19 protein-coding genes and 1 tRNA gene are annotated in these 23,617 nt (G+C 53.7%); 8 read left to right on the forward strand and 12 right to left on the reverse strand.

The window, feature by feature from the left end:
* Nucleotides 1-62: 62 nt before the first annotated feature.
* Nucleotides 63-698, reverse strand: coding sequence for a porin family protein (locus FOE74_RS20520; RefSeq protein ID WP_149100521.1), 636 nt, complete (start codon nucleotides 696-698; stop codon nucleotides 63-65).
* 176 nt (nucleotides 699-874) lie between these two features.
* On the opposite strand from FOE74_RS20520, the gene FOE74_RS20525 reads away from it, so the two are divergent.
* Nucleotides 875-1,777: a histone deacetylase family protein gene (locus tag FOE74_RS20525; protein WP_149100522.1), complete on the forward strand. Its 903-nt coding sequence runs from the start codon at nucleotides 875-877 to the stop codon at nucleotides 1,775-1,777.
* 78 nt (nucleotides 1,778-1,855) lie between these two features.
* Here the strand turns inward: FOE74_RS20525 and FOE74_RS20530 are convergent, their stop codons facing one another.
* The 4 genes from FOE74_RS20530 to FOE74_RS20545 form a co-directional block, all read right to left on the reverse strand.
* Complete coding sequence (locus tag FOE74_RS20530) at nucleotides 1,856-2,074, reverse strand: hypothetical protein (RefSeq protein ID WP_149100523.1); 219 nt, start codon at nucleotides 2,072-2,074, stop codon at nucleotides 1,856-1,858.
* A 153-nt stretch (nucleotides 2,075-2,227) separates the two neighbouring features.
* Nucleotides 2,228-2,953: a methyltransferase domain-containing protein gene (locus FOE74_RS20535; protein ID WP_149100524.1), complete on the reverse strand. Its 726-nt coding sequence runs from the start codon at nucleotides 2,951-2,953 to the stop codon at nucleotides 2,228-2,230.
* A complete protein-coding gene (locus FOE74_RS20540; RefSeq protein ID WP_149100525.1) occupies nucleotides 2,946-4,055 on the reverse strand; it encodes a type III polyketide synthase in 1,110 nt (369 codons plus the stop codon). Before FOE74_RS20540 ends, FOE74_RS20535 begins: the two co-directional genes overlap by 8 nt.
* Before the next feature lie 257 nt (nucleotides 4,056-4,312).
* Complete coding sequence (locus FOE74_RS20545) at nucleotides 4,313-5,458, reverse strand: NAD(P)/FAD-dependent oxidoreductase (RefSeq protein WP_225840915.1); 1,146 nt, start codon at nucleotides 5,456-5,458, stop codon at nucleotides 4,313-4,315.
* A 127-nt stretch (nucleotides 5,459-5,585) separates the two neighbouring features.
* Here FOE74_RS20545 and FOE74_RS20550 point away from each other — a divergent pair, with 127 nt between their 5' ends.
* Entirely contained in the window at nucleotides 5,586-5,954 is a 369-nt protein-coding gene (locus FOE74_RS20550) for a T9SS type A sorting domain-containing protein (protein ID WP_149100527.1), read from the forward strand.
* Nucleotides 5,955-6,039: 85 nt separating this feature from the next.
* Here the strand turns inward: FOE74_RS20550 and FOE74_RS20555 are convergent, their stop codons facing one another.
* The gene (locus FOE74_RS20555) at nucleotides 6,040-6,633 is read right to left on the reverse strand and encodes a hypothetical protein (protein ID WP_149100528.1); all 594 of its coding nucleotides are present in this window, start codon (nucleotides 6,631-6,633) and stop codon (nucleotides 6,040-6,042) included.
* A gap of 933 nt (nucleotides 6,634-7,566) precedes the next feature.
* A tRNA-Arg gene (locus FOE74_RS20560) sits at nucleotides 7,567-7,638 on the reverse strand.
* 371 nt (nucleotides 7,639-8,009) lie between these two features.
* Between FOE74_RS20560 and FOE74_RS20565 the strand changes: the two genes are divergently transcribed.
* Both FOE74_RS20565 and FOE74_RS20570 read left to right on the forward strand, forming a co-directional pair.
* Nucleotides 8,010-8,210 (forward strand): hypothetical protein, encoded by a 201-nt coding sequence (locus tag FOE74_RS20565; RefSeq protein WP_149100529.1) that lies wholly within the window; start codon nucleotides 8,010-8,012, stop codon nucleotides 8,208-8,210.
* A 449-nt stretch (nucleotides 8,211-8,659) separates the two neighbouring features.
* Nucleotides 8,660-9,802 (forward strand): DUF2652 domain-containing protein, encoded by a 1,143-nt coding sequence (locus FOE74_RS20570; RefSeq protein WP_149100530.1) that lies wholly within the window; start codon nucleotides 8,660-8,662, stop codon nucleotides 9,800-9,802.
* An 85-nt stretch (nucleotides 9,803-9,887) separates the two neighbouring features.
* Here FOE74_RS20570 and FOE74_RS20575 read toward each other — a convergent pair whose 3' ends face one another.
* The gene (locus tag FOE74_RS20575; RefSeq protein WP_149100531.1) at nucleotides 9,888-11,075 is read right to left on the reverse strand and encodes a Pycsar system effector family protein; all 1,188 of its coding nucleotides are present in this window, start codon (nucleotides 11,073-11,075) and stop codon (nucleotides 9,888-9,890) included.
* Between the two features lie 596 nt (nucleotides 11,076-11,671).
* Between FOE74_RS20575 and FOE74_RS20580 the strand changes: the two genes are divergently transcribed.
* A complete protein-coding gene (locus FOE74_RS20580) occupies nucleotides 11,672-15,415 on the forward strand; it encodes a metallophosphoesterase (RefSeq protein WP_149100532.1) in 3,744 nt (1,247 codons plus the stop codon).
* Between the two features lie 57 nt (nucleotides 15,416-15,472).
* Nucleotides 15,473-16,525 carry a DUF6268 family outer membrane beta-barrel protein gene (locus tag FOE74_RS20585; protein WP_149100533.1) on the forward strand — a complete coding sequence of 351 codons (1,053 nt, stop codon included), beginning with the start codon at nucleotides 15,473-15,475 and terminating at the stop codon, nucleotides 16,523-16,525.
* Between the two features lie 136 nt (nucleotides 16,526-16,661).
* On the opposite strand, the gene ppk1 is transcribed toward FOE74_RS20585, so the two are convergent.
* From ppk1 to FOE74_RS20605, 4 genes are all read right to left on the reverse strand, one after another.
* On the reverse strand, nucleotides 16,662-18,794 hold the full coding sequence (gene ppk1, locus FOE74_RS20590; RefSeq protein ID WP_149100534.1) for a polyphosphate kinase 1: 2,133 nt from the start codon (nucleotides 18,792-18,794) through the stop codon (nucleotides 16,662-16,664).
* A gap of 35 nt (nucleotides 18,795-18,829) precedes the next feature.
* The gene (locus tag FOE74_RS20595; RefSeq protein ID WP_149100535.1) at nucleotides 18,830-19,327 is read right to left on the reverse strand and encodes a SixA phosphatase family protein; all 498 of its coding nucleotides are present in this window, start codon (nucleotides 19,325-19,327) and stop codon (nucleotides 18,830-18,832) included.
* A gap of 252 nt (nucleotides 19,328-19,579) precedes the next feature.
* Nucleotides 19,580-20,779 (reverse strand): GTPase HflX, encoded by a 1,200-nt coding sequence (hflX, locus tag FOE74_RS20600; RefSeq protein ID WP_149100536.1) that lies wholly within the window; start codon nucleotides 20,777-20,779, stop codon nucleotides 19,580-19,582.
* Between the two features lie 9 nt (nucleotides 20,780-20,788).
* Nucleotides 20,789-21,487 carry a SirB2 family protein gene (locus FOE74_RS20605; protein ID WP_149100537.1) on the reverse strand — a complete coding sequence of 233 codons (699 nt, stop codon included), beginning with the start codon at nucleotides 21,485-21,487 and terminating at the stop codon, nucleotides 20,789-20,791.
* A gap of 148 nt (nucleotides 21,488-21,635) precedes the next feature.
* Between FOE74_RS20605 and FOE74_RS20610 the strand changes: the two genes are divergently transcribed.
* Together FOE74_RS20610 and rfbC are read left to right on the forward strand one after the other, a co-directional pair.
* The gene (locus FOE74_RS20610; protein ID WP_149100538.1) at nucleotides 21,636-22,757 is read left to right on the forward strand and encodes a glycosyltransferase family 4 protein; all 1,122 of its coding nucleotides are present in this window, start codon (nucleotides 21,636-21,638) and stop codon (nucleotides 22,755-22,757) included.
* Nucleotides 22,758-22,879: 122 nt separating this feature from the next.
* Nucleotides 22,880-23,422 (forward strand): dTDP-4-dehydrorhamnose 3,5-epimerase, encoded by a 543-nt coding sequence (rfbC, locus tag FOE74_RS20615; protein WP_149100539.1) that lies wholly within the window; start codon nucleotides 22,880-22,882, stop codon nucleotides 23,420-23,422.
* Nucleotides 23,423-23,617: the final 195 nt, after the last annotated feature.

Genomic DNA, 23,617 nt, shown 5'->3' on the forward strand with positions numbered 1-23,617 from the left:
AAAACAGAAAAGGGTGCCTCTTGGAGAGAAGCACCCTTTTCTGCTGGTTTTGCTAAAACGACCTAGAAACCGAAGCCCAGGTACACCTGGAAGTTGCCGGCTTTGATGTCGTTCAGTGCGCGGTTGGCGTTGGCGGCATCAAACTTGCCCAGGTCTGAGAAACTGCGGTAGTAACGCCCGCCTACCCTGAAGATAGACACCTTGGCTTCTACCCCGGCGGCTGCCCCGTAGTCAAACGTGTTCAGGCCTTCTTTGTCAATCTCTTTGTCGTCTTGTTTGGCCGTGAGCATGATGCCCACCTGCGGTCCCGCATGCACGCTGATATTGTCTGTGAGGTTCAGCACGGCTAGTACCGGAACATCAATATAATCAAATCGGCGGTCAGCGTCATCAGCGTTCACCTCGCGGCGGGTGTACAGGGCCTCTGGCTGAATGGAGAACACCTGGCCCAGGCTGAACTGCGAGTAAAAACCGGCGTGCCAGTTGGTGGAGCTTCTCAGGTTGTCCAGCATGTCTTTGCCATCGCCCTGAAGGGAGCTGAACAGCACGCCACCTTTCACCCCGAAGCCGCTGTTGGCGCGTTCACCGCCGCCAGACTCTTCATTGTGGTTAATGATGCCCCTGTTCAATACGCGTTCCTGGGCCTGAGCAGCCTCAAACAGGAAAGCACATATAAAGAGTAAACATAGTTTTTTCATAGTAGGTAGTACATTTGGGTTGGGTAAAAGAAAACCCTTTACAAGAAAACGGGTTGTTCCTCTTATACTGTCTCCTGCCTATAATGTTGCAGGTAGCGCCATGAGCCCCAGTAGGTGCGCCCATCAACGCCCAGGCGGCGAAGTAAAAATAATCCTAAAAGAACCTATACCCCGGTATGCTTAAGATAGCCTGGTCTCCAGAGTACGCGCACCCCCTCCCAGAGAACCACCGGTTCCCCATGCTCAAGTATGAACTGCTGCCAGAGCAGCTGCTCTATGAGGGTACCGTAACCCAGGAGAACTTCTTCCAACCCGCTCCTTTGGCAGATGCCGTTATTGAGCGGGTGCATGAACCCGGTTACTGGCGGCGCCTTCGGCAACTGGAACTGAGTCCCTCAGAAGTCAGGAAGACGGGTTTTCCGTTGTCCCGGGAGCTGGTGAACCGCGAAATCATCATCATGGGGGGTACGGTGGAAGCCGCCGCGTATGCCCTGGAATTCGGCATGGCCATGAACATAGCCGGCGGCACCCACCATGCTTTCACTGACCGGGGCGAGGGATTCTGCCTGCTCAACGACAATGCCCTGGCTGCGCAGTCCCTCTTAGACGAGGGCAAGGCGCAGCAGGTGCTCATTGTGGACCTGGACGTGCACCAGGGCAACGGCACCGCACAGATTTTTGCCGAGGAGCCGCGGGTGTTCACCTTCAGCATGCACGGCGGCAACAACTACCCCCTGCACAAGGAAACCTCTGACCTGGACGTGCCTCTGCCCGATGGCATAGGAGATGCGGCCTACCTCCAGCTCCTGCATGCGCACCTGCCCGCCCTCTTTGACCGGGTGGCGCCTGATTTCGTGTTTTTCCAGTGCGGGGTAGACGTGCTGGCCACCGATAAGCTAGGCAAGCTGGGCCTTACCCACGCCGGCTGCAAAGAACGCGACCGCCTGGTGCTGGAGTTGTGCCATCAGAACCGGGTGCCTGTAGTAGCCAGCATGGGCGGCGGCTATTCCACCCGCATCGCAGATATTGTAGAGGCGCACGCCAATACCTTCCGGCTGGCGCAGCAGATCTTCTTTTAGATTGTCTCACGTATCAGGTAGCACGTATCAGGATTCTCAAATTCTTGCTACGTGCTACCTGCTACGTGATACGGTATATCAATTTCGGGTTTTGAGTTTCGTGTCCGGGCTGCGGAAGAGGGGGAGCGAGCGCTTGAGCGCCAGGTAGATGATGGGTACCAGCAAGAGCACCAGTAAGAGGTAGATCATCACCTTCATGACGTGCAGGAACAGGCTGATGACCATGGCTGATAAAAGGATAGACGCTACCAGAAGTAGCCAGAATTGGATAGAGTGTTTGGAGGAACTTCGGCCCATGGGTAAAAGTTTGGTGAAACAATAAGCCAGGGTGCCACCCATAGGGAGGTCCTGCGCTGGCAAAGAGCCTTGGCCTTCTTACCGGTGAATCAGGGAAGGCAAAAGGTAGGTGTCTCTTTTTTAGTAAGTTACAAAATATTTTCTCTTTTGGTGCTATTTCTCCCAAAATGGCCCGAAAACCAGCTGCCATCTGAACGCCCATTTCCACTGCAGGCGGTAGCTCCTGATGCCGGCCAGCTCCAGAATCCGCTGCCAGTCGGCCCGCGAAAAGCCGCGCAGTACAGAGAGAGGCGCATCATTTTTGACTAGATACGAGCGGGAGAAAACTTGGGTCAGGGTTTTGATGGAATAAAACGCCAGCGGGTGCCGGTGCAGGTCATTCACCAAAACCGCTACCCGGGCTTGCCCTTGCAGCTGGGCCAGCAAAGAAGCCAGGGCCTGGTCTGGGAAATGGTGCAGAAAAAGACTACAGATCACAATGTCATATTCCTGGCGGGCGAATTCCGGGGAGAAGACATCGGCTTGCCGGTAGCTGATCTCTGGGTACGGCTGGCTATGGGCGGCACTGTAGTTTAACATGAAGGCGTTGGCGTCTATGCCCACCAGTTCCACGGGTTGGTTCCGGCGGCGGGCCCAACGGGCCACCATGCGCAGGGTGTCGCCGCCGCCGCTGCCCAGATCGGCTATTTTAAGCTTCTTTTCCGGAAAAGAGACGGAAAGCGGGTGTTTCAAAAGCTGGTTTAGCCCGTTGCGCACCACGTCATGGCCGCCCAGCCACTCGTTGATGAACTCCAACTCCTGCAGGTTCCGGCGCAGGTCATCACTGGCGAGCGTGAGGTCATCCATCAGCTCCGGTAGGGTAGACCGCTGGCTAAACATAGTGCACCGAGAGCAGCATGGATTCCAGGGTAAGGCCGGGGCCGAAGGCGAAACTCAGGATAGGGGCCTCATGGCGGTGGGGCTGCAGTTCGTGCCACAGGGCCTGCAGCACAAACAGCACCGTAGCAGACGACATGTTCCCGAACTTCCGCAGCACCTCATAAGCGTGGCGGTTGTCTTTGGCTGTAAGCCCCAGGGCTTGCTCAATCACCTCCAGGATCTTGCGCCCGCCCGGGTGAATGGCAAACAGGTCCACCTCCTCCAGCTTCAGGTTCAGTTTCTGCAACAGCGACTGGGTCAGTTGCCCAATGCCTTGCTTGATCAAGGCCGGCACATATGATGACAGCGTCATCTCAAACCCGAAATCATGGATGTGCCAGGCCATCTCTTTCTGCCCCGATGGTGCCAGGTCGCAGTGGAATGCATCTACGCGCAACGACAGGGGCGTCAAAGGTTGTGGACTCACCAACACCGCCGCGGCGCCGTCGGCAAAGAGGGCGTTGGAGACCAGATGGTCGTTTTGGACCTGTTTCTGGAAATGGAGGGTGCAAAGCTCGGTGCAGACAATGAGCACCCGGGCGTGGGTGTGGGCGCGGCAGATGGTGTCGGCCACTTTCAGGGCGTTGAAGGCCGCGTAGCAGCCCATGAAGTAGATGCAGGTGCGCTCTACCTGGGTGGGCAGGCCCAGCGCCTCTACCAGCTCAATGTCCAGCCCCGGCGCGTACATGCCGGTGCAGCTCACGGTGATCAGGTGGGTGATGTGGGAAAGGGGCAGGTCAGGTACCTGGGCCAGGCATTTCTGGGCCGCCTCAGTGGCAAGCGGCAGCGCCGATTTGCGGAACTGCTGCATGCGGTCGCCCACGGTGGGGAAAGGCTCCAGGCCGGGCGTGTTGGGGTAGAACTCATACTCGCCGTTCTGGCGGCCATAATCGGGTAGGGCGGTGTGGCGCTGGTCAATGCCTGAGACCCGGTACAGTGCTTTCAGTTTACGGGTGTCCTGGTCACCTAACTGAAGGGCCTCGGCCATGAAGTCAGCAATTTGCTGCTGAGGGAAAGCATGCGGTGGATTAGCCGTGCCGATGGCGCAGAGGTAACTCTTCATATGTTAAGTATAAACAAAAAAGCAGCAAGATGTTTAACGGGGCAGGTATGTTTTTCAGGCGTTTTGAGAAGAAAAGCCCTGAGGCACAGCTGTTATTTTCATACTGCTAACCTGCGGTTCAGGTTATCTATAGCCTCGGCCAGGCCACAAGTCATCTAGCTGGGCTGCTGCTATGCCCAACCTTCCTCTGGCAGGCAGACCCATGATTCTGGGGCGGTTATTGAAAAAGAGCCTTTAAACGGCCAGGCCAGGGGAATTCAAAAGGGCTTGCCGTGGGTTTGCCGCATAATGGCCTTGACGGCCCCGGGTATCAGGTTAAGGCTGGCCACCGCCACCTCAGACAGTACTGGGTGCCCAAACAAGCGTTGCACCAGACGACCGGTCTGTAGCCGGGCCCCAAACTGCCGCTGCCACAGATTAGCATAGTTCTTCTCCATCTGCAGCCTGGTTTGGTGCCCGTTCAGGAAAAGCAGCACCTGCTCAGACAGCAGCTTGGCCGAATGGATGGCCATGGCCATGCCGTTGCCGCAGAGGGGCGTGATAAGGCCGGCGGCGTCTCCGCTCATGAGCACGTGGTCTTCCACGCAGGCCTTGGGGGCGAAGGAGATCTCATTGATCACCTCGGGCTGGGGGTAAAGGAAGTGGCTGTTGCGCAGCAGGTCCCGCAGCCAGGGGTTCTTGCTGAGTTCCTGCGCCTCCAGTTGGGCAATGGTGCCATGCTTTTTCAGGTTCTGGCGGGTGGTGAGGTAACAGAAGCAGTACCGGTCTTCCTCTATGGCCGACACGCCTGCGTAGCCATCATCAAAATTATGCAGGGAGATGACGTGCCGGGGCAGTTGGGTCTGTAGGTGGTACTTGACCGCCAGGTACGGTGAGCGCTGCTCAAAGAAACCGCGGTTGAAATGGCGGTCCAGGGCACTGCGTTTGCCGTAGGCGCCAATCACCACCGGGGCCTGCAACTGCTCACCGGTAGAGAGGGTGACGGTGAAGGCCTCCTGGGCAAAAGAGACCGCAGTGGCGCTTACCTGTTGCTTAAACGTGACGCCCCGCTGCTGGGCCAGTTGGAACAGATGGTGGTCCAGGGTGAATCGGCTAAGGCCAAAGCCACCCAGGTCCAGCGGGGTCTGCAGGGTGCGCCCCTTGGGCGAAGACAGCAGGAAATGGGTAAGGTGGGCGGGGTGCAAGGCTTCTACCTCTACCCCCAGGCTCTTCAAGAAAGGAAGCACCTCATTGGAGACATACTCACCGCAGACCTTATGGAAAGGAAATTTTTTCTTTTCTACCAAGGTTACCTGCACGCCTTGGCCTGCTAATTGCAACGCATTCACCAGACCGGCTAATCCTCCTCCAATGATAATGGCGCTGCGGTTGTGCATGGGTGGCAGAATGTTCAATTTATTCAATTGGGCTACTTTAAAACCGTAATTTTGGTGAATGGTTTCGTATAAAATCCAAAACCAAGGTGCTCCTATGCTCGTTAAGATGATGTACCAGACCACCTTACAGTTTAGTCAAGATTAAAGAAAACACATGAAACACTTTATACTCTTAGTGATTATTTGTCTCAGCTTCTCTAAAGTACCGGCCCAGGTGAAACCCCGGCCGCTCCCCACAGAACAGAAGAGTGAGGCAAAGGCAGGTGTAGAAGACCAGTCTATGTCTGTGTACCCTAACCCCTCTAGCGGTGTTATCACTATTTCCCTGGAAGGATTTGAGGGGAAGAAAACAGACTTACGCATCATGAACGTGATTGGGAATGTGGTGTACCGGGAAGTGATCCAGAACCCAGACCCGCATTACCTCAAAACCATTGATCTGAACAAACTGGCCAAAGGTCTGTACTACGTGAAACTGGAAGCCCCGTCTTACAGCGAGGTGCGGAAAGTCATCTTGCGGTAATTCCCTAATTCCCCTTAAAAACAGAAAAGGCAAAGCTTGCAGAGGCTTTGCCTTTTCTGTTTGTTTTGTGCAGGAAGCGGCTGCCTTAGCGGTTAGCCCCGGCGGGAAGGTAGATCTGGAAGGCCAGGCCCAAAGACAACCCGGTAGTGCCTGAACCCACATCAATGTTGGCGTGGCTGCGGGTGAGGTTGAGGGTTCCTTCCAGAGACACGTTAGTGGCAACGAAGTGTGCGTAACCGGCCCTCACGCCATACACAGACGAAAAAAAGGAATCACCTTCGTTGTCTTTGAGGTTGCTGCCCGCAAACCCTACCAGCGCCTCGCCAAACCAGCGGTGGGTAGGGGCGGCCCCTTCAGGAAAGTAATACCTCACAAACGGAGTAAGGCCATAGCTGAACACTTCGCCGCCGTTATAGAGCTGGAGTCCCAGCTGCACCTGGGTGCCTACGGCCGCGTTGTCACTGATGAAGAACCCGGCCCTGGGCCTTATGTCCAACGTGAAGGTCTCTGATTTAAAGTTATGGCCAATAGAGCCAATATCAGCACCCACCACCCAGTTCCCCTTCTGAATCGCGGTGCTTGCCACGGGCGCCGTACTTTGCGGTGGTGTAATGGTCTGGGCGAACGAGCCTATGGCGGTGCCCAGCACTAACATCAATAAGAGTAAAGGTGTTTTCATAATTTTAAGGATTAATTGACCTTTATTTATAAATCTAACGAGCTGTTTTTCATTTAGTTAACGGTTGCGCCTCTTTTATTACAAGGTTTTTCAAGGAAAGGAGGGAGGAATTAAGAGTAGCCCAGGAAGGGATTTTCATCATGCAGATACAGCATTAAAAACCTCTGTTCCCAAAGCAATGGTTCTATTAGAACGAAGACAAAAGCATGGTGTAAACAAAAGTAAAAGCGGTGAATTGATACTTAAAAAGGCTAGTCAATCTTCTAGTAATGAGTAGTTTAATGCAGGAGGAATAGAGATAGTTATATTAATTACAGGAAAACAGGTTCAACAGAAGGTTATGCACCAGTATGGTTATATTTTAGTCAGCTGTATTAGCAGTTTCCTTGGAATGGGTACAATAACTATAGAGGCGAAGCCAAGACATGGTAACCCCAGGAATAAACTCTTGCTGGCCCTGGCTTAAGATCATGCGTTTTAAAGATTACACCCTGGTAATTCCATCTCTCGTTCCAAATTAGAAATAGGGGGGCAACGGGAAATTGGATGGCGGTTTTTGCCTTATTCTGAAAAAAGCAGCCTGAAATGAACCGGATCTGGTGCGGAAATATACTGAGCCGCGCCCAAGCCTTCGCCCAAACGAAAGCTTTGATTACCTGCTCTCAATGGAAGGCGTTAAATGACCTCTGCAGAAATAAGATGGATAGCGAAGAACGGCCTTAAGCCAGACGTTTTGCGCACAAGGCAACCCAGATGCTAACCGTTGGTTTGCGGGAATTAAACAGGAGGCCCTCTGTTAGGTAAAGTGAATCAGCGACGAAGAGCTTACCGGAATTCGGGAACCGGCGCGGCATGCATTAACGGGCCGAGGCGCTAAGTTTTTCCTTGATAAAAAAATAAAGCCCTTTAGTAGATGACTAAAGGGCTTTTCTGTGGCCTCGCCGGGAATCGAACCCAGATCAAACGTTTAGGAAACGTCTATTCTATCCGTTGAACTACAAGGCCAGGCTTTCCAAGGCAGTTTGGCGTGGTGTACAAAAGTAAAGCAAATTTCTGTGCCAGGAAATAGAGGGGCTATTATTTAAAACATCGGTGCACCGGAAGGTCCCGGCCTGCCACCTGCTTTTTGTTCCGGGAGCAAAGGCTAAGCTAGAAACCTATTTGTTAATTACGCTAATAAGGTAAACTGCGCTTGCTTTTTAAAAGAATAGTAGGTAATTATAAATAATAATAGCCCTGATATTTTTAAAGAAAGGCACCATTAATTCAGAGCCTATCGTAGTATAAATTAATTGGAACAATTGCCAGCTGATAGCTGAACATTAACCGGAATTTATATCTTTGCACCCACTTAATTCTATAACCACCTTATCACTATGAGAGATCAACTCAAAAGCAAGCTTGATAAAATGCAGATGGAGGTAATCCGTGACTGCCAGAACGTAGAAGATGTTCAATTGATGCTGGGTATTTTCAGCCAAATGAACGAGGCTCTGAACCAAATTCCAGATTCTTTGAACAAACCAAAAGGCGCTAAAAGAGGCCGCAAGCCAAAGAACGCAGAAGGTAATTCCTAAGCAGTAGCCTGCTTTCACATAAAGGAGTGAAGGATAGCCGGTGACGGTTCCTTCCCTCCTTTTTTTATGCCCCAATTAACCCGCTGGAGGAAAGCCTTGGCCGAGGTAGTAGGTGTAGCCTAAAAGTCGATATTCGGCCAGAGTGTTGTGCGGGAAGTGTTTCTTTCTCGGGCAGCGCCCGAGAGAATGACCTGTATTTTTATAGCCATTTCTCGCTAGGGTCCGTTTGGGAAACAAGGGGTTTGTGCGCTTATTACATTCCCTTGCCAGAGGCCGGCGCCTTTTCTGAGGGGGGCTGCCGGAAAGCCGGCAATATTTTTGTAACAAGTGCCCCAGAAAGGCAAATGAATAGTTCTTATTCACGTATATGTGGCGTTGGCAGGTAACCCAACAAAGAGGGCATTGGTTGAATATGTCAACTGAGCGGCTTCTGACCTAGTTTGTTTTACATGGAGTCAACAGTAACCAATATTTCTTTAGCACCCCAGGGAGCGGATGATTCGCAGCCGGCGCTGCTGTTCATTCCAGATATTAGCGGCTTTACGCGTTTCATGCATGAAAACGGCGTGCAGTACAGCCGTAACCTGATTGCTGACCTGCTGGAGATCATCATTGAGGCCAATATCCTGAACATGGAGGTGTGCGAGATTCAGGGTGACGCCATTCTGTTCTACAAACTGGGCGACCCACCCGCCATTGAACAGCTGGTAAGCCAGTGCAAGCAGATCTTCCTGGACTTCCAGAACTACCTCCGCATCATGGACCGCGATGATCACCTCTCTGGCCCCAAGCTCTCTGACAACAAACTCACCCTTAAAATAGTGGTGCATTACGGCCGCATCAGCGTGACCCAGATAAGGGACCACATCAAGTTGATGGGCACAGATGTGATCCTGGCCCACCGGCTGCTTAAAAACAGCATAGAAGGCTCTGAATACGTGCTGTTGACCGAAGGATACCTGAACACCCAGAAGCCGGAGGCCATAGAGCGCAATTTTGAGTGGTCTCAGCTGAAAGACGGCATGAATTCCTATGAGCACGTGGGGGATATCCGGTACAAGTATGCGTTTCTTACGCCGCTCCGCCTTTTGGTCACAGACCCAGAGGCAGATCACACCCATAAGAAGTACCCTAACACCTTCTCGGTCACAGACCATATCAATGCCCCGGTAGACCTGGTGCTGCGGGTGATCCAGAATTACCGCCTTAAACCCAAATGGATGCACCGGGTCAAGAACGCGCATTTTGATACCAAAAAGGTGAACCGCATTGGCACCAACTACTTCTGCGAGATGGAGAAGGGCGGTACCATAGAATTGCAGATGCTGCAAAGCAGGATCACCGAAGAAAAGATAGAGGTCATTGAGAAGATGGCCAACTTCAAGATGTTCCCCAACTCCTTGATCTTCTATTTCCTGTACGAAGAAGACGGCGGCACTAACCTCACCCTGGAATTCCACTACAGCCGCGTGTCTGTGGGCGATTATTTCTATGACAACTTTGGCCGCAAACAGATCAAAGGGTTTATGAAGGTGTCTTTCCTGCGGCTGAAAGCCCTGTGCGAGAAACTCCACCGGAACCGGCTGGCCTGAGAACCAAGATAAGACTACCCTTAAAGCCAGAAGAGGCTGCCGTACAGTACGGCAGCCTCTTCTGGCTTTAAGGGGAAACGCTTAATTAGCGGGCAATGGCCACCACAAATGACACCACCGTTAAGATAATCCCGATCATGAAAATGGTGTAGGAGATGCGCAGCAGGCGGTACTTGTTCTTGAGCACGTCTCCCAGGTAGTAGATATCGGTGATCATGTTGTTGTAGAGCGCGTTCTTGTCGCGCATGATATCATGCATGCCTGACTGGAAATCTTCCAGCGGGATTTTGGTGAAGTTTCCGAAAAACAGCAGGTTAATGCGGCGGCTGGTGAGCTTGTCGGGCCGTAGGCGGAAGCTGGTCACCTCTGGCTGCGCCGAGATGATGGCCGAGATCACCGAGGCCAGCGTGGTGGCCAGCAAGATCCCTACCGGGATCATCAGCACGGGGTTGCGGGTGAACTCGGCCCCAATGATAGAGGACTTGGTACCCAGGTACGTGATGATGATGGACATGATGATGGCGTTGAGGCTGATCATCATGTTGGCCTTGTTGTCTGCGATGGCACTCAGGCTGATGTGGTTGTCATAGGTGCTCTTGAACATGGTCTCAATGCCCCGCTTGGGCTGGGCCATGGTCTCGCGGTTCTTCTTCTCCTTCTTCTTCTTCTTCTTTGACAGTTCCAACTGATGGGTGCGTTGCGTCTGGATGTTGGTGCTCAACTGCTTGGAGAATTTGGCCTGGGCCGGCTGGGTCCGGAAAGAGACAGAGAGCAGGAAGTCTAGTTGGTACTGGGCCCACTCCAGGTCAGAGAAGGTGCGGCCCAGGTAGATCTCCCATTCCACCCGCAGCAATTCTGCCGTGGCGAAAAAGGTTTCTTTGCCAATGTTGGCAATGTCTGCGTCTACCAGAATGTCTTCCAGCAGATGGTGCGTGATCTGGCCTTGTTTGGTGGCCATGATGCAGCGGTTCACCTGGTCAATTTTTTCCTGGGGGTATTTCTGTTCCTGCAGAAAAGCGGTGGCAATCTCCACACTCTCCTCCTCATGGTTCTCATAGGTAGCAATGTAGCCCGTGTCATGGAACCAGGCAGCCAATACGAGTATTTCAAGGTCTTCTGGGGGTAGGGTATACCCTTCGGCCAGGTGTCTGGCTTCCTTTACCACCTCAAACGTGTGCTTGTAGTTGTGGTAAACTAGCTTCTTTGATAACTTCTCCTTGAAAAGCAGGAACACATAGTTGCCGGCTTTTCGGATGAGATCTTCGTTTTCCATAAAGTAGGTGAGAGCGGTACTGCCTGTAGCACTTGTCAGCCCCAAAGGGGGCCTCTGAATATAGTTGAATCCAAAGGTCTACAACGCGAATTGACCCAGGAAGGTTAGCAGAAATCGTTTTCGTGCCCCGCCGGGGTTCCGTTTCCAGAAAGCCAATCTCTGATTTTGGGCTGGTTTTTAAAAAACGGCCCTATTTCTCCTGGCCCAGGGGGCTTTAAGTACGAATCCAAACCAGGCCTCTTCGGCAACAGGCTCCTTAGGCACTACCGGGTAGTTGGAGGAACCTTGCCGATTAGGCGTTGCCTTAAGCAAAGGCTGTCAATGAACCTGTCTTTTCCTTTATATTGTCTTATAAAATAGGGTAAACTTTATGTAATAAGGGAAGAAATGGGCGGCAGGAAATTTATTCTAACCCTAACCCGCCCGCGTACGTCATAGAGGCAAATATGCTGTGAAAGCTATTTAACAGGATCTGGATTATCCCAGAGGCTGATGCCCCGTATAAAGGGCAACTTTCACGGCGTGCGGTATTTTCCTGCCGCTGTTGGGAAACCCCAACGGGCCGCAGAAGTGACATGCTTTGCCACCTTTTGTTCATGAAGAAAAAATACAGTCTCCTCATTTTACCTTTCGCGTTGTTTTGGCTGGTGCAGGCATGTACCACCTCAAAACCGTTCTATGCCCCTACCGCCCTCAACTGGCAGGAGCAAGCCCCCAAAGACCCTTCTGAGCTTATCTACAGCGTCTTCCTGATTGGAGATGCCGGGGCTCCGCTTACCGGTAAGCCTGACCCTACGCTCATGCACCTGAAGTCCCAGATAGACGAAGTGGGTGAAAAGAGTGCCGTGGTATACCTGGGCGACAATATCTACCACAACGGCTTGCCTAAGCCAGAGGCCTATGACCGTAAGATAGCTGAGGACCGCATGAAGGCCCAGCTGGATATCCTGAAAGGGTACAAGGGCGAGAAATACATGATCCCCGGTAACCATGACTGGGGTGGGGGCAGCGGTTCCCCAGACGGTTGGGAAGCCGTGGTGCGCGAGGAACGGTTTGTGGAAGAGTACCTCGCTGACAGCAACATTGTAGTGGGTACTGACTTCTTTGTGCCCGGCAACGGATGCCCTGGTCCTTTTGAGGTGCTGATTGAGGAAGAGATTGTCCTCATTGCTTTAGATTCCCATTGGTGGCTACATCCCTATGAAAAACCTTACGGTGATGAAAGTCCCTGCGGCGTGGTCAATGAGGTAGACATGCTGGTGCAGTTGGAAGACATCATCCACAAGAACAAAGAAAAGAACATTGTGGTGGTGGCTCACCACCCCCTGTTCAGTAACGGGATCCACGGTGGGTATTTCACCCTCACCGACCACCTGTTCCCCCTGACCATCCTGCGCAAGGGGTTTGTGTTGCCTTTGCCCGTGATCGGGTCCATCTATCCGCTGGCCCGCAAGTATGGGGGCATTGCCCAGGATATTCCGCACCCCTCGTACCAAGCGTATATCAATGGGTTGATGGCCATTTTCAACAAATATGACAACATCACTTATGCGGCCGGGCATGAGCACAACCTGCAGTATACCAAGCAAGGCAGGCTAGCCCACATTGTCAGCGGGGCCGGGTGCAAGACGCAGCACGTGAAGAACGGCGGTGACGCCCTGTACGCAGAAAAAACCCAGGGCTACGCCCGCATCAACTATTACAAGAACGGCGAGGCCTGGGTTGAATTCTGGGCCAAGAACGACGATGACGAACCGGCCCGGCTGTCGTACAGAACGCAGATGTACACCAAGGCCAAGCCAGAGACAGAGCAGTTGGCGGTTTCCTCCGTTGACTACAAAGACAGCACCATCACCTTGCCGGCCAATTCTGTTTACGCGGCCAAGGGCTTAAAGCAAGGGCTGTTGGGTAACCACTACCGCCAAGAGTGGAAAACCCCGGTTTCTATGCCCTTGCTGGATCTGCAGCGCGAGAAGGGAGGCCTGATACCCTACCAGAAAGGGGGCGGAAAACAGACTTCTTCCCTGAAACTGCGCAATGAGGAAGGCCGCGAGTATACCCTCCGGTCGGTGAACAAAGACCCTACCAGCGTGCTGCCGGTGGCCCTGCAGGAAACCTTTGCCCGTGACCTATTGCAAGACCAGATCTCGGCCCAGCACCCATACGGGGCGCTGGTAGCGGCCAAGCTGGCCGGTGCCGCCGGAGTGTACCATACCAACCCTAAATTGGTGTACATCCCCAATGACCCGCGCCTGCGCCAGTACCTGGATGAGTTCAGCAACACCGTGGCCTTCTTAGAGGAAGACGCCGATGAAGACCATTCTGACGTGGCCAGCCTGGGCAACGCCACCAACATCATAGGCACTGAAAGACTGCTGGAGCGAAAACGCAACGACCATGACAACCGCGTAGACGAGCAGGAGTTTGCCAAAGCCCGCCTCCTGGACATGCTTATTGGCGACTGGGACCGGCATGAGGGCCAGTGGCGTTGGGTGGAGACCAGATCAGGCGAAGACAACCGTACCTACCGGCCGGTGCCCGAAGACCGCGACGTGGCCTTCTTCAAAGCTGATGGGATCATTCCCTGGCTCGTGAGCCGGCGCTGGGCGGTGCGTAACTTCCAGCACTTCGGCAAAGACTACAGTGATTACAAGGGATTGAACTTAACGGCCCTTACCGTTGACCGTACCTTCCTGTCCAGTGTCACGCGGGAGCAGTGGATTGCCCTGGCCAACGAGATGAAGGCTTCCATGACTGATTCCGCCATTGAAGAGGCGGTGCGCCAGATGCCCCCCGAGGTATATCCTATCTCCGGGCCTGAACTTATTGCCAAGTTGAAGTCCAGAAGAGAGCTGCTGCCCCAGGTGGCGGAGAAATATTACCTGCACCTGGCCGAGGACGTGGACATTGCCGGCTCAGACAAACGCGAGAAGTTTGAGGTACACCGCATCAGTGATGACGAGACTGAGGTGACCGTGCGCAAGATCAACAAAGAAGGCAAGGTGTCTAAAGTGCTTTACCACCGCAAATTCCTGAACAAAGAAACGGAGGAGATCAGGTTGTACGGCCTGGGTGGCGATGACATATTTGAGGTGACCGGCAGCGTGAAGACCAGCCCCATGCTGCGCATCATTGGCGGCGAAGGCAATGACTCCATCGCAGATAACTCCACAGTGAAAGGCTTTGTGCGCAAAACCAAGGTCTATGACTTTACCGGCGAGAAAAACACGTTGGCGCTGGGCTCTGAGGCGGAAGACAAAACCGAGGCCTTTGAAGAGGTGAACCTCTATGACCGGGACAACTACAAGATCCCCTACTTCGGCCCCCGCCTCTCTATTGAGTATAACGTGGATGACGGTGTGTTCCTGGGCGGCGGCGTGCTGTACCGCAACCACAAGTTCCGGAAGCAGCCGTACGCCTCTGAGCATTACCTGCGGGGCAATTACGCCTTTGCCACCAAGGCTTACAACATACGGTATGACTCAGAGTTCAAGCAGGTCATGAATGATCGGCTGGACCTGGGGGTGAAAGCCGCCATCTTTGGGCCGCAGTACCAGATCAACTACTTTGGTCTGGGCAATGAGACCGAGCAAAACCTGCCCATTGAGGAGTACCGGGTGCGCCAGGAAAGAATGATGGTGTCGCCTACCTTGAACACCAGTTTCACCAAGTACATTAGAGTGGGCCTGGGGCCTTTCTATGACCGGTACAAACTGCAGCACTACCCAGGGCGTTTCGTGGATAAGGTACTCCCGGAGAGCGCCTTCGGGATTGAGCAGTATGCCGGGTTAAGGGGTTTCCTGAACCTGCAGGCCGTGAGTACGCCTATCAACCCCCGTATTGGCCTCAAGTGGCTCAATGAATTCTCTTACAGCCGGCAGTTAGGCGGAGAAGGTCGGAATTTTGGAAGGGTGGGCTCTGAGTTCATCTTCTACATTGGCCCGCGGCTACCATTCCAGCTCACCCTGGCCGCCCGGTTAGGCGGGGCGCACAACTTTGGTGAATTCGCCTTCCACCAGGCCAACACCCTGGGCGGGCTCTCCAACTTAAGAGGCTACCGGCGTACCCGTTTTGCCGGGCGTAGCAGCGTCTACCAGAACACCGAGGTACGGGTAGAAGTCTTCAAGTTCAACGTGTACCTGTTCCCGGGTAAATTTGGGATAATGGGCTTGGTAGACCATGGCCGCGTGTGGGCAGATGGGCAAAGCTCCAATAAAATACACCGGGGCGTGGGCGGCGGTATCTGGATTGACGTGCTCAAGCAGGCCGTGGTCAATGCTACCTACTCTGTGGGGGAAGAAGATAAGCTCTTCAACCTCAACTTCGGGTTCCTTTTTTAATCGGTGCACCAGCACTTCTGTTTTTAACCTACTTTCTCAATTACCGCCATCCCCTGCATGAAACAGCTTGTTATCTTATTGGTGGGAGTCCTGGCCCTGGCCCCTCTGGAACGGGCCCTGGGGCAAGGGCTCTTCTCAGACTCTTTGAGAGCTGCCCGCGCGGGCACAGACCCCAAGGAACTGGCCAATCCCTCTGTGCTGGGCATGGGCAAAAGCAAAGGCGTGATCATCAGGTATGAGCGGCTGCCCCGGTTTGGCATGCACTCCCAGGGCCAGCAGAGCAAGGTGGAAGACGCCCGCGCTGATGTGCTCAGAAGCAACCGGTTTGAGTTCAAGGCCTATGCGCCCCTGGTGAACAACCCGCACTTCAAGCTGGTGTTGGGCGGGGGCTATTTTTTAGAGGAGTTTAACTTCAAACAGCCCCAAAACCAGGAATACCCTTTGTACCAGCGGCTGGAAGACAAGAACCTGCGCTCCCTGGATGGCCAGTTGGTGATGTTGCGCCCCATTGATGAGAAGAACTACCTTATCTTCCGGGTGAAGGGGGAACTGAACGGCGATTACGGCAAACACTCCAAGGTGAGCCTGACAAGGTACCTGCGTACCTCCATGGAGGCGATCTACGGCTGGAAGAAAAGCCCTTTCCTTTCGTACGGGCTTGGGGTGCAGCTGGGCTACGCCTTTGGGCGGCAGACCATTTACCCTGCCCTTTTATACAACCGCACCTTTAATGATAAATGGGGCGTGGAGGCCATCTTCCCGGCCAACGTCACGTTCCGGCGCAACTTCTCAGAGAAGTCGCTGCTGTACATGGGCTACCGGATTGAGGGTGCCACCTACAACATCAACATAGAGACCGAGCCTTTCAACCAATATGAGACGGTGGAGCTGCGGAAATCTGAGATCAAGGCCCGTTTCCGGTGGGACCGGGAGATCTACGACTTCCTATGGTTCGCCCTGGAATCTGGCTACCGCTACAACCACCGGTTCAACCTCTATGATGGGCGCCAGCGCACGGCCAACCCGCTGATTGAAACGCACATCAAAGATGCGGTATACTTCAACGTGGAATTGTTCCTGGTGCCCCCGCGCAGGTTCCTCAAGCAATAAGGCCGCACCTTGTTTCAGGGTTGTTTTCCCGAAAATAACCCTGAAACAACCTTCGGTTCTGATAAATAGAAAAAGGAAGCCCGCCACAATCTCTGTGGCGGGCTTCCTTTTTTTCTGCGAAGTGCCATTCGGCCTTCTAGTTTTCCACAGGCCCTTCTGCCTCGTGCTGGTCGGCCATCTGTTTCAGGTAGTCATAGGAGGCATATTGGGCATGCACCACGTTGGAGGGGTCTTCCGGCAGGCAGTACTGGTTGTCTGAGTGACGGGATTTATAGGTGTCTCGCATGTGCAGGTCCAGCAGGTGCCGTATTTCCTGGCGCAGGATGGGGTTGTAGATAGGGAACCCTACTTCTACCCGCCGGCTTAGGTTTCGGTTCATCCAGTCAGCGGAGGCTACGTAGACCTTCTCCTCACCGCCGTTGCCAAACACATAGATGCGGCCGTGCTCCAGGTACCGGTCTACAATGCTGCGCACGGTGATGTTCTCGCTCAGACCAGGCACCCCCGGAATAAGGCTGCAGATGCCCCGCACCAACAGTTCTATTTTCACGCCCGCCTGGCTGGCCTCATAGAGTTGCTTGATCATGCGGCTGTCTTGCAGGGCATTCATCTTGGCAATGAGGTAGGCAGGTTTTCCTTCCTGGGCCAGTTTCATCTCCTGTTGGATCAGGGCGTTCAGGTCGCTGCGCAGGTTGAAGGGCGCCACCAGCAGGTGCTCAAACGTGAGGTCGCGTTCACCGTCTACCAGGAAGTGGAAGACCTTGGTTAGCTCATTGGTGAGGCGCTCATCGGTGGTGAAAAGGGCGTGGTCTGTGTAAATGAGGGAGGTTTTCTCATTGTAGTTACCGGTGCTCAGGTAGGCGTATTGCACGGCTTGCCCGTTTTCCTGCCGGGTCACCAAGCCTATTTTGCTGTGTACCTTGAGGTCTGGCACGCCGTAGATCACGTTGGCCCCCGCTTTCTCCAGTTGGTTTCCCCAGTAGATATTGGATTCCTCGTCAAAACGGGCTTTGAGCTCTACCACCACGGTCACCAGCTTGCCGTGCTCGGCGGCCTTGATCAGGGCTTTGGCCACTTTTGATTTGTCGGCTACCCGGTACAGGGTCACGCTGATGCTAGTGACCTGCGGGTCACTGGCGGCTTCCTCAAAGAAGCGCAGCACGTAGTCAAACTTCTGATAGGGGTAGTGCACCATGAACTCCTGCTCTTTCATGGCCGCCAGAAGACTGGGGGCATTCTCCAGCACCGGATGCGGCAACGGAGGCTGCGGCGCATAGTACAGCTCTGGGAGCTTGAATTTAGGGAACCCGAAGAAGTCACGGAAGTTGTGGAACCGGCTGCCTTCTACTAGTTCCTCAGTGGTGATACCGATGCGGTCCAGCAGGGCCTGCAGCATGGGCCGGGGAGTGGCCGGATCAAAGAGCAGGCGGCTAGGGTGGCCGGTCTCGCGTTTCTTGAGGCTTTTCTTGATTTTAGCCATTAAATTACCAGACACCTCTTCCTCAATGTCCAGCTCGGCGTCGCGGGAGAGTTTGACGGCGTAGGCTTCCACTTCGGCGAAGCCGGGGAAAAGCTCTGCCAAACCTATCCTGATCACGTCATCCAGAAGCATCACGTAGTGTTTGCCCTGCTCTATGGGGAGCTGTACAAACCGGCTGCCGTGCTTGTGGGTAGGAATCTCCAGAATGGCGTATTGCTCCTGCGCGGGTGCCTGGTCTGCCTTGGGCAGCAGGCGCACCATGAGGTACACGGTCTGGTCTTTCAGGAACAGGGGGCTGGGGTTGGTGCTGAAGATGATGGGCACCAACAGGGGTTTCACCGTACGCCGGAAATAGTCCAGGGCCATCTTGCGCTGGCCGTCAGTGCACTCGGTCTCGTCAATGAGGTAAATCTGCTCTTTGCGGAGCTCGGGCAGCAACTCGTTCCGGTAAACGTGCCCAAATTCCTCCTGCTGCCGCGAGACTTCGGTGAGGATCGCCTCCAATTCCTGTGAAGGGTCGTCTTCCAGCTTCTCGCGGGTTTTCTTTTTGAGCTGTACCAGGCGACGCATGGTGGCCACCCGTACCTTGAAATACTCGTCCAGGTTAGAGGAGAAGATGGCCATGAAGTTGAGGCGCTCCAAGAGGGGCACCCGCGGGTCTTTGGCTTCTTGCAGTACGCGGTAATTGAAAGCCAGCCAACTCAGCTCCCTGCTGATAAGCGGGATTTGCTGTTGAGGTTCGCTGGCCGTGGAAGATTCAGTAAGGTCTAGATTATCTGTTGAGGCCATTCAAATGGTAGTAGGCGCGGCAGGACCGCCGCGGGTTAGCGATAGTTTTTAGGGAAATCAAAGAAGAGCAACTTGGCGTTGTCCCCTGAGATCTCGGCCCAATAGTGACAGTCAAAGGAAAGGGCTACCACACCCGCCGTTGGAATATTGGCGATGTTTTTCTCTGGGCTGAAATGGTTGGCCAGTTCTGTGAGCGCCGGGTTGTGGCCCACCAGCATGACCTGGTGGTACTCGTCGGGCAAAGACTGGGCAAACATCCGCAGGTCCTCGGTGGCGATGAGGTAGAGTTCTTCCTGCACCCCAATCTGCTCAGGGTCAATGCCCAGTTCCTTGGCTACCAGGGTGGCCGTGGTAATGGCCCTTACGGCAGAGCTGGAGATGATCAGGTCCAGTTTGACTTCCCTTTCTACCAGTTCCTGCCCAATCAGAGGCGCGTCTGTGCGACCCCTCTTGTTCAACGGGCGATCATGGTCACTTAACTCCTCGTATTTCCAACTGGATTTGGCGTGGCGTAACAGATATAGCGTTTTCATGTGGCATACATAACTTGAAAGCCACAACTGACGTGCAGTTGTGGCTCTTTTCTTTACTGTTTGTGCCGTAAAATGGTTGTGCCAGGATAGCCACTTCCCTGTTCTGGTGGCAGGCCCTTCAGCCTAGGGCTGTTTCAGGGGCGTTTTGGTAAAAACACCCCTGAAAGAAGGTACTTTCCAGGTAAGAGATAGACCATGGCTTGGGCCTGCGCTTAGGGCCTGTTTTCGTCAAAATAGGCCCTAAGCGCAGGATTAATATTCCTGCGGGGCGTTGTTGGGGTACCGCTCATAGTGGATCTTGGAGACCTGATCCAGCAGGGCCTGGCGCAGTTCATCAATATTGGCGCGGTTAGTGGCCGAGATGAAAATGGCCGGGTTGTGCTGCTTAGCCATGTAAGAGGATTTCAACTCATTGATGTCTGGCAAGGCCTCTGGGTTATCTTCTTTGAGTTCCTGCTCGCGCTGCTCCAGGTACAGGTCGGTTTTGTTGAAGACCAGGATGATGGGTTTGTCCGCGGAGTGGATGTCTTTCAGGGTATCATTCACCACGCCAATGTGCTCTTCAAAAGAAGCGTGCGACACGTCTACCACGTGCAGCAGCAGGTCAGATTCCCTGATCTCGTCTAGCGTGGTCTTGAAGCTCTCAATGAGCTTGGTAGGCAGTTTCCTGATAAACCCAACCGTGTCTGAGAGCAGGAACGGGATGTTGTCAATCACCATCTTGCGCACCGTGGCGTCTACCGTGGCAAACAGTTTGTTCTCGGCGAACACGTCTGCCTTGGTGAGCAGGTTCATGATGGTAGACTTGCCCACGTTGGTGTAGCCCACCAACGAAACGCGCACAATGCCGGAGCGGGACTTGCGCTGCTCAAAGTTCTGCTTCTCAAATTTCTCCAGCTTCTCATTCAGCAAGGTGATCTTCTCGCGCACAATCCGTCTATCGGTCTCAATCTCGGTCTCACCCGGTCCACGCATGGCCACGCCCCCGCCTTTCTGACGGCTTAAGTGGGTCCACATGTTGGTAAGGCGGGGCAGGAGATAGCGGTACTGGGCCAGTTCTACCTGCGCGCGCGCGGTAGCCGTCTGCGCCCGAAGCGCGAAGATGTCCAGGATGAGCAAGCTGCGGTCTATGATCTTCACTTCCAGCTCGCGCTCCAAGTTTCGCACCTGCGAAGGGGAGAGGTCATCGTCAAAAATGACCATGTCTACCTTGTGTTCCTTCACGTAGGCCACGATCTCTTCTAACTTGCCCTTGCCCACATAGGTACGCATGTCAGGTTTGTCCAGCTTCTGCACAAACCGTTTCAGGGTTTTGGCGCCTACGGTCTCAGTAAGGAACGCAAGTTCATCCAGGTATTCTTTGGTTTTCTCATCGGTCTGCTTGTAGGCAGGAACGGCCACTAACACGGCGGTTTCCTGTTCTTTGGCAGTGATATGGAGTTGGTTCTTCATGTAGTAAATTTACTTTTTAAGCAACGTGGAATAGAGCGCCAGGGTCTCTACTTCCTGTTCAGAGAGTTGGGAGCCGAAGCCCGGCATGAGCCCGCGGCCCCGGGCAATGATTTCCCGCCGGTCGGCCACGCTCAGGGTGCTCTGTTGCAGGTTCACGGCTCCGCCGGTTCCTTTCTGGCCGTCTGCCCCGTGGCAATTGGCGCACAGGGCGGTGTAAATGGCTTTGGTGTTCTCCAGTTGCGTTCCTTCCAGTTGGTGTAAAATTGGGTTGCTGGCCTTTTCCGGGTCAGGAGAGGCGGTGCCTATTGCCCCGTTGGGAGATACAGCCACGGCTTCGCCTCTATCAGGACGCATTTTCAGGCTTTTGGTTTCGGCTACGCCGTATACGTACCCGAAAATAAGCACGCTGACAGCAGCCAAGACCTTGCTGTGCCGTTTCAGGCCTACTATGGCCAGCGGGATAGCTGCCAGCACCAGCCCTATTTTTATGAGGAGCCAACTGGGCAGCGGGCCGTTGTAGCGGAAGGCCAGGAATCCGCCCGTGATCAGAATGAGCCCGCCAAACACAATGTCCAGCATTTTGGTGGAGGAGCGGGCCTTGTTGAGCGCGTCATGCCGGTTGAAGAAAAGCAGGAACGCCTTCCCCAGAAACAGGAGCAGGAACAGGATCACTACCAGCACGTGCGTATGTAGAAAAGCGGTGGTCATAAGGGTGCCAGGGGTAAACCTGCCGTAGGTTTCTGTGCAAAGTAAGTACAATGGGCTGGAAAACCGATAAACCGGCGCAGATTCTGTGCGTAGGAGCAGAGTGCTGCCAAATCTGCTGTTATCTTTGCCTTTTGCCTGACCCTACCCCATGCGCATCGCGATTGTTATCAACAAGTCCTGGAATATCTTCAATTTCCGTTTAAGCTTAGTCAAAGCCCTCTTGGCCGCCGGCCATGAAGTGGTGGCCATTGCCCCCAAGGACGCGTATTCTGCCAGACTGGTGGCCGAAGGGTGCCGGTTTGTGCCGCTGCCCATGGAAAGCAAAGGCACCAATCCGCTCAAAGACATGCTGTTGGTAGGCAAGTTCCTGAAAGCCTACAAGAGCGTACAGCCCGACGTGATTCTGCAATACACCATCAAACCCAACATCTACGGGTCTGTAGCGGCGCGGCTGGCTGGTATTCCTACCATCAACAACGTTTCCGGCTTGGGTACCGTGTTCATTGTGGAGAACCTGGTGTCTAAGATCGCCATGGCGCTGTACCGCTTTTCCTTCCAGTTCCCGGCCAAGGTCTTTTTCCAGAACACAGATGACAAAGAACTTTTCCTGGAGCGGAAGCTGGTGCGGGAGTCTATTACCGAGGTGATTCCCGGGTCTGGCATTGACACCAAACGCTACCTGCCGGCCCCACAGTTTAAACGCCAGGAGCCCTTCGTTTTCCTGATGGTTTCCCGCGCCCTGTATGAGAAAGGCCTGGTAGAATACGTAGAAGCCAGCAAGATCCTGAAAGCGAAATACCCGCAGATCCGGGTTCAGTTGCTGGGCGCCATTGACGAAGAAGGCAACATTGGCATCAAGCGAACCCTGGTAGAGCAGTGGGCCAAAGAAGGCTGGCTGGAATTCCTGGGTACTTCAGATGATGTGGCCGGCGTAGTGCACGGCGCCGACTGCGTGGTGCTCCCGTCTTACCGCGAAGGCACGCCCCGTACTTTATTGGAAGCCGCCGCCATGGCCAAGCCTATTGTGACCACCAACGTGCCCGGTTGCAAAGAAACGGTGATAGACGGCTACAACGGTTACCTCTGCCAAGTGCGGAACGCCGTTGACCTGGCCGCCAAGATGGAGCAGGTGTATTTACTCGCAGAGCCGGAGCTCCAGGCCATGGGCCAGAACAGCCGCCGCTTAGCCGAGGAAAAATTTGACGAGAAGTTCGTGATAGAACGCTATTTTAGAGCCATAGAAAGTGCCACCAAAGGTAAAGGAGATTAGGAAATTTGAAGATGAGGAGATTTGAAGATTCAGAAGCAATTCTCTTTCTTGCGTAGCCCCATCATTCTCTTATTCATTCACTCTCTCAATCATTCAAAAAGACATTCAGATAGACAAGACACATGCAGGTAACCAAATACCCCATAGAAGGAATAGTGGAGATCACGCCCAGGATTTTTGCCGATGAACGGGGAGCATTCCTGGAAACGTTCAGCGCCAAAGTTTTTGCCGAGGCCGGGATCACCGAGACCTTTGTACAGGACAACCTATCCGTTTCCAAAAAAGGGGTCCTGCGCGGCCTGCATTTTCAGAAGCCACCCTTCGCGCAGGCGAAACTGGTGAGCGTGACCGCCGGCAAAGCCTTGGATGTGGCGGTGGATCTCCGCAAAGGATCTCCCACCTATGGGCAACACGTTACCTGCCTGCTGGACGCGGAGAAGCGGAACCTGTTCTTTATTCCGGTAGGGTTCGCCCACGGTTTTGTGGCTTTGGAGGAAGGCACGGTTTTCCAGTACAAATGCAGCAATTACTATGACAAAGCCTCAGAAGGAGGCTTGCTGTGGAATGACCCGGCCCTGAACATCAACTGGGGAATTGAGACGCCGCTGGTTTCAGAGAAAGACGAAATCCTGCCGGTTCTGGAAGGTTTTGAATCTCCTTTCTAAGCGGTTGATACTTTAAGATTCAAACCTCACAGGTCTTCAAGACCTGTGAGGTTTTTTTTATTCTTTATTCTGGTCTGTTTTTGAGAAAACAGGGGTGAAATGTAGTTAGCGGAAGACACTCGTAGGAGCTGCGCACACTACGAGGTCTTTGGTTGGGGCAATGGGTAGCATTAACCGTCATCTGAAATAAATTCT

Origin of the sequence: Rufibacter glacialis, from assembly GCF_008271745.1 — a bacterium.
GTDB lineage: Bacteria > Bacteroidota > Bacteroidia > Cytophagales > Hymenobacteraceae > Nibribacter > Nibribacter glacialis.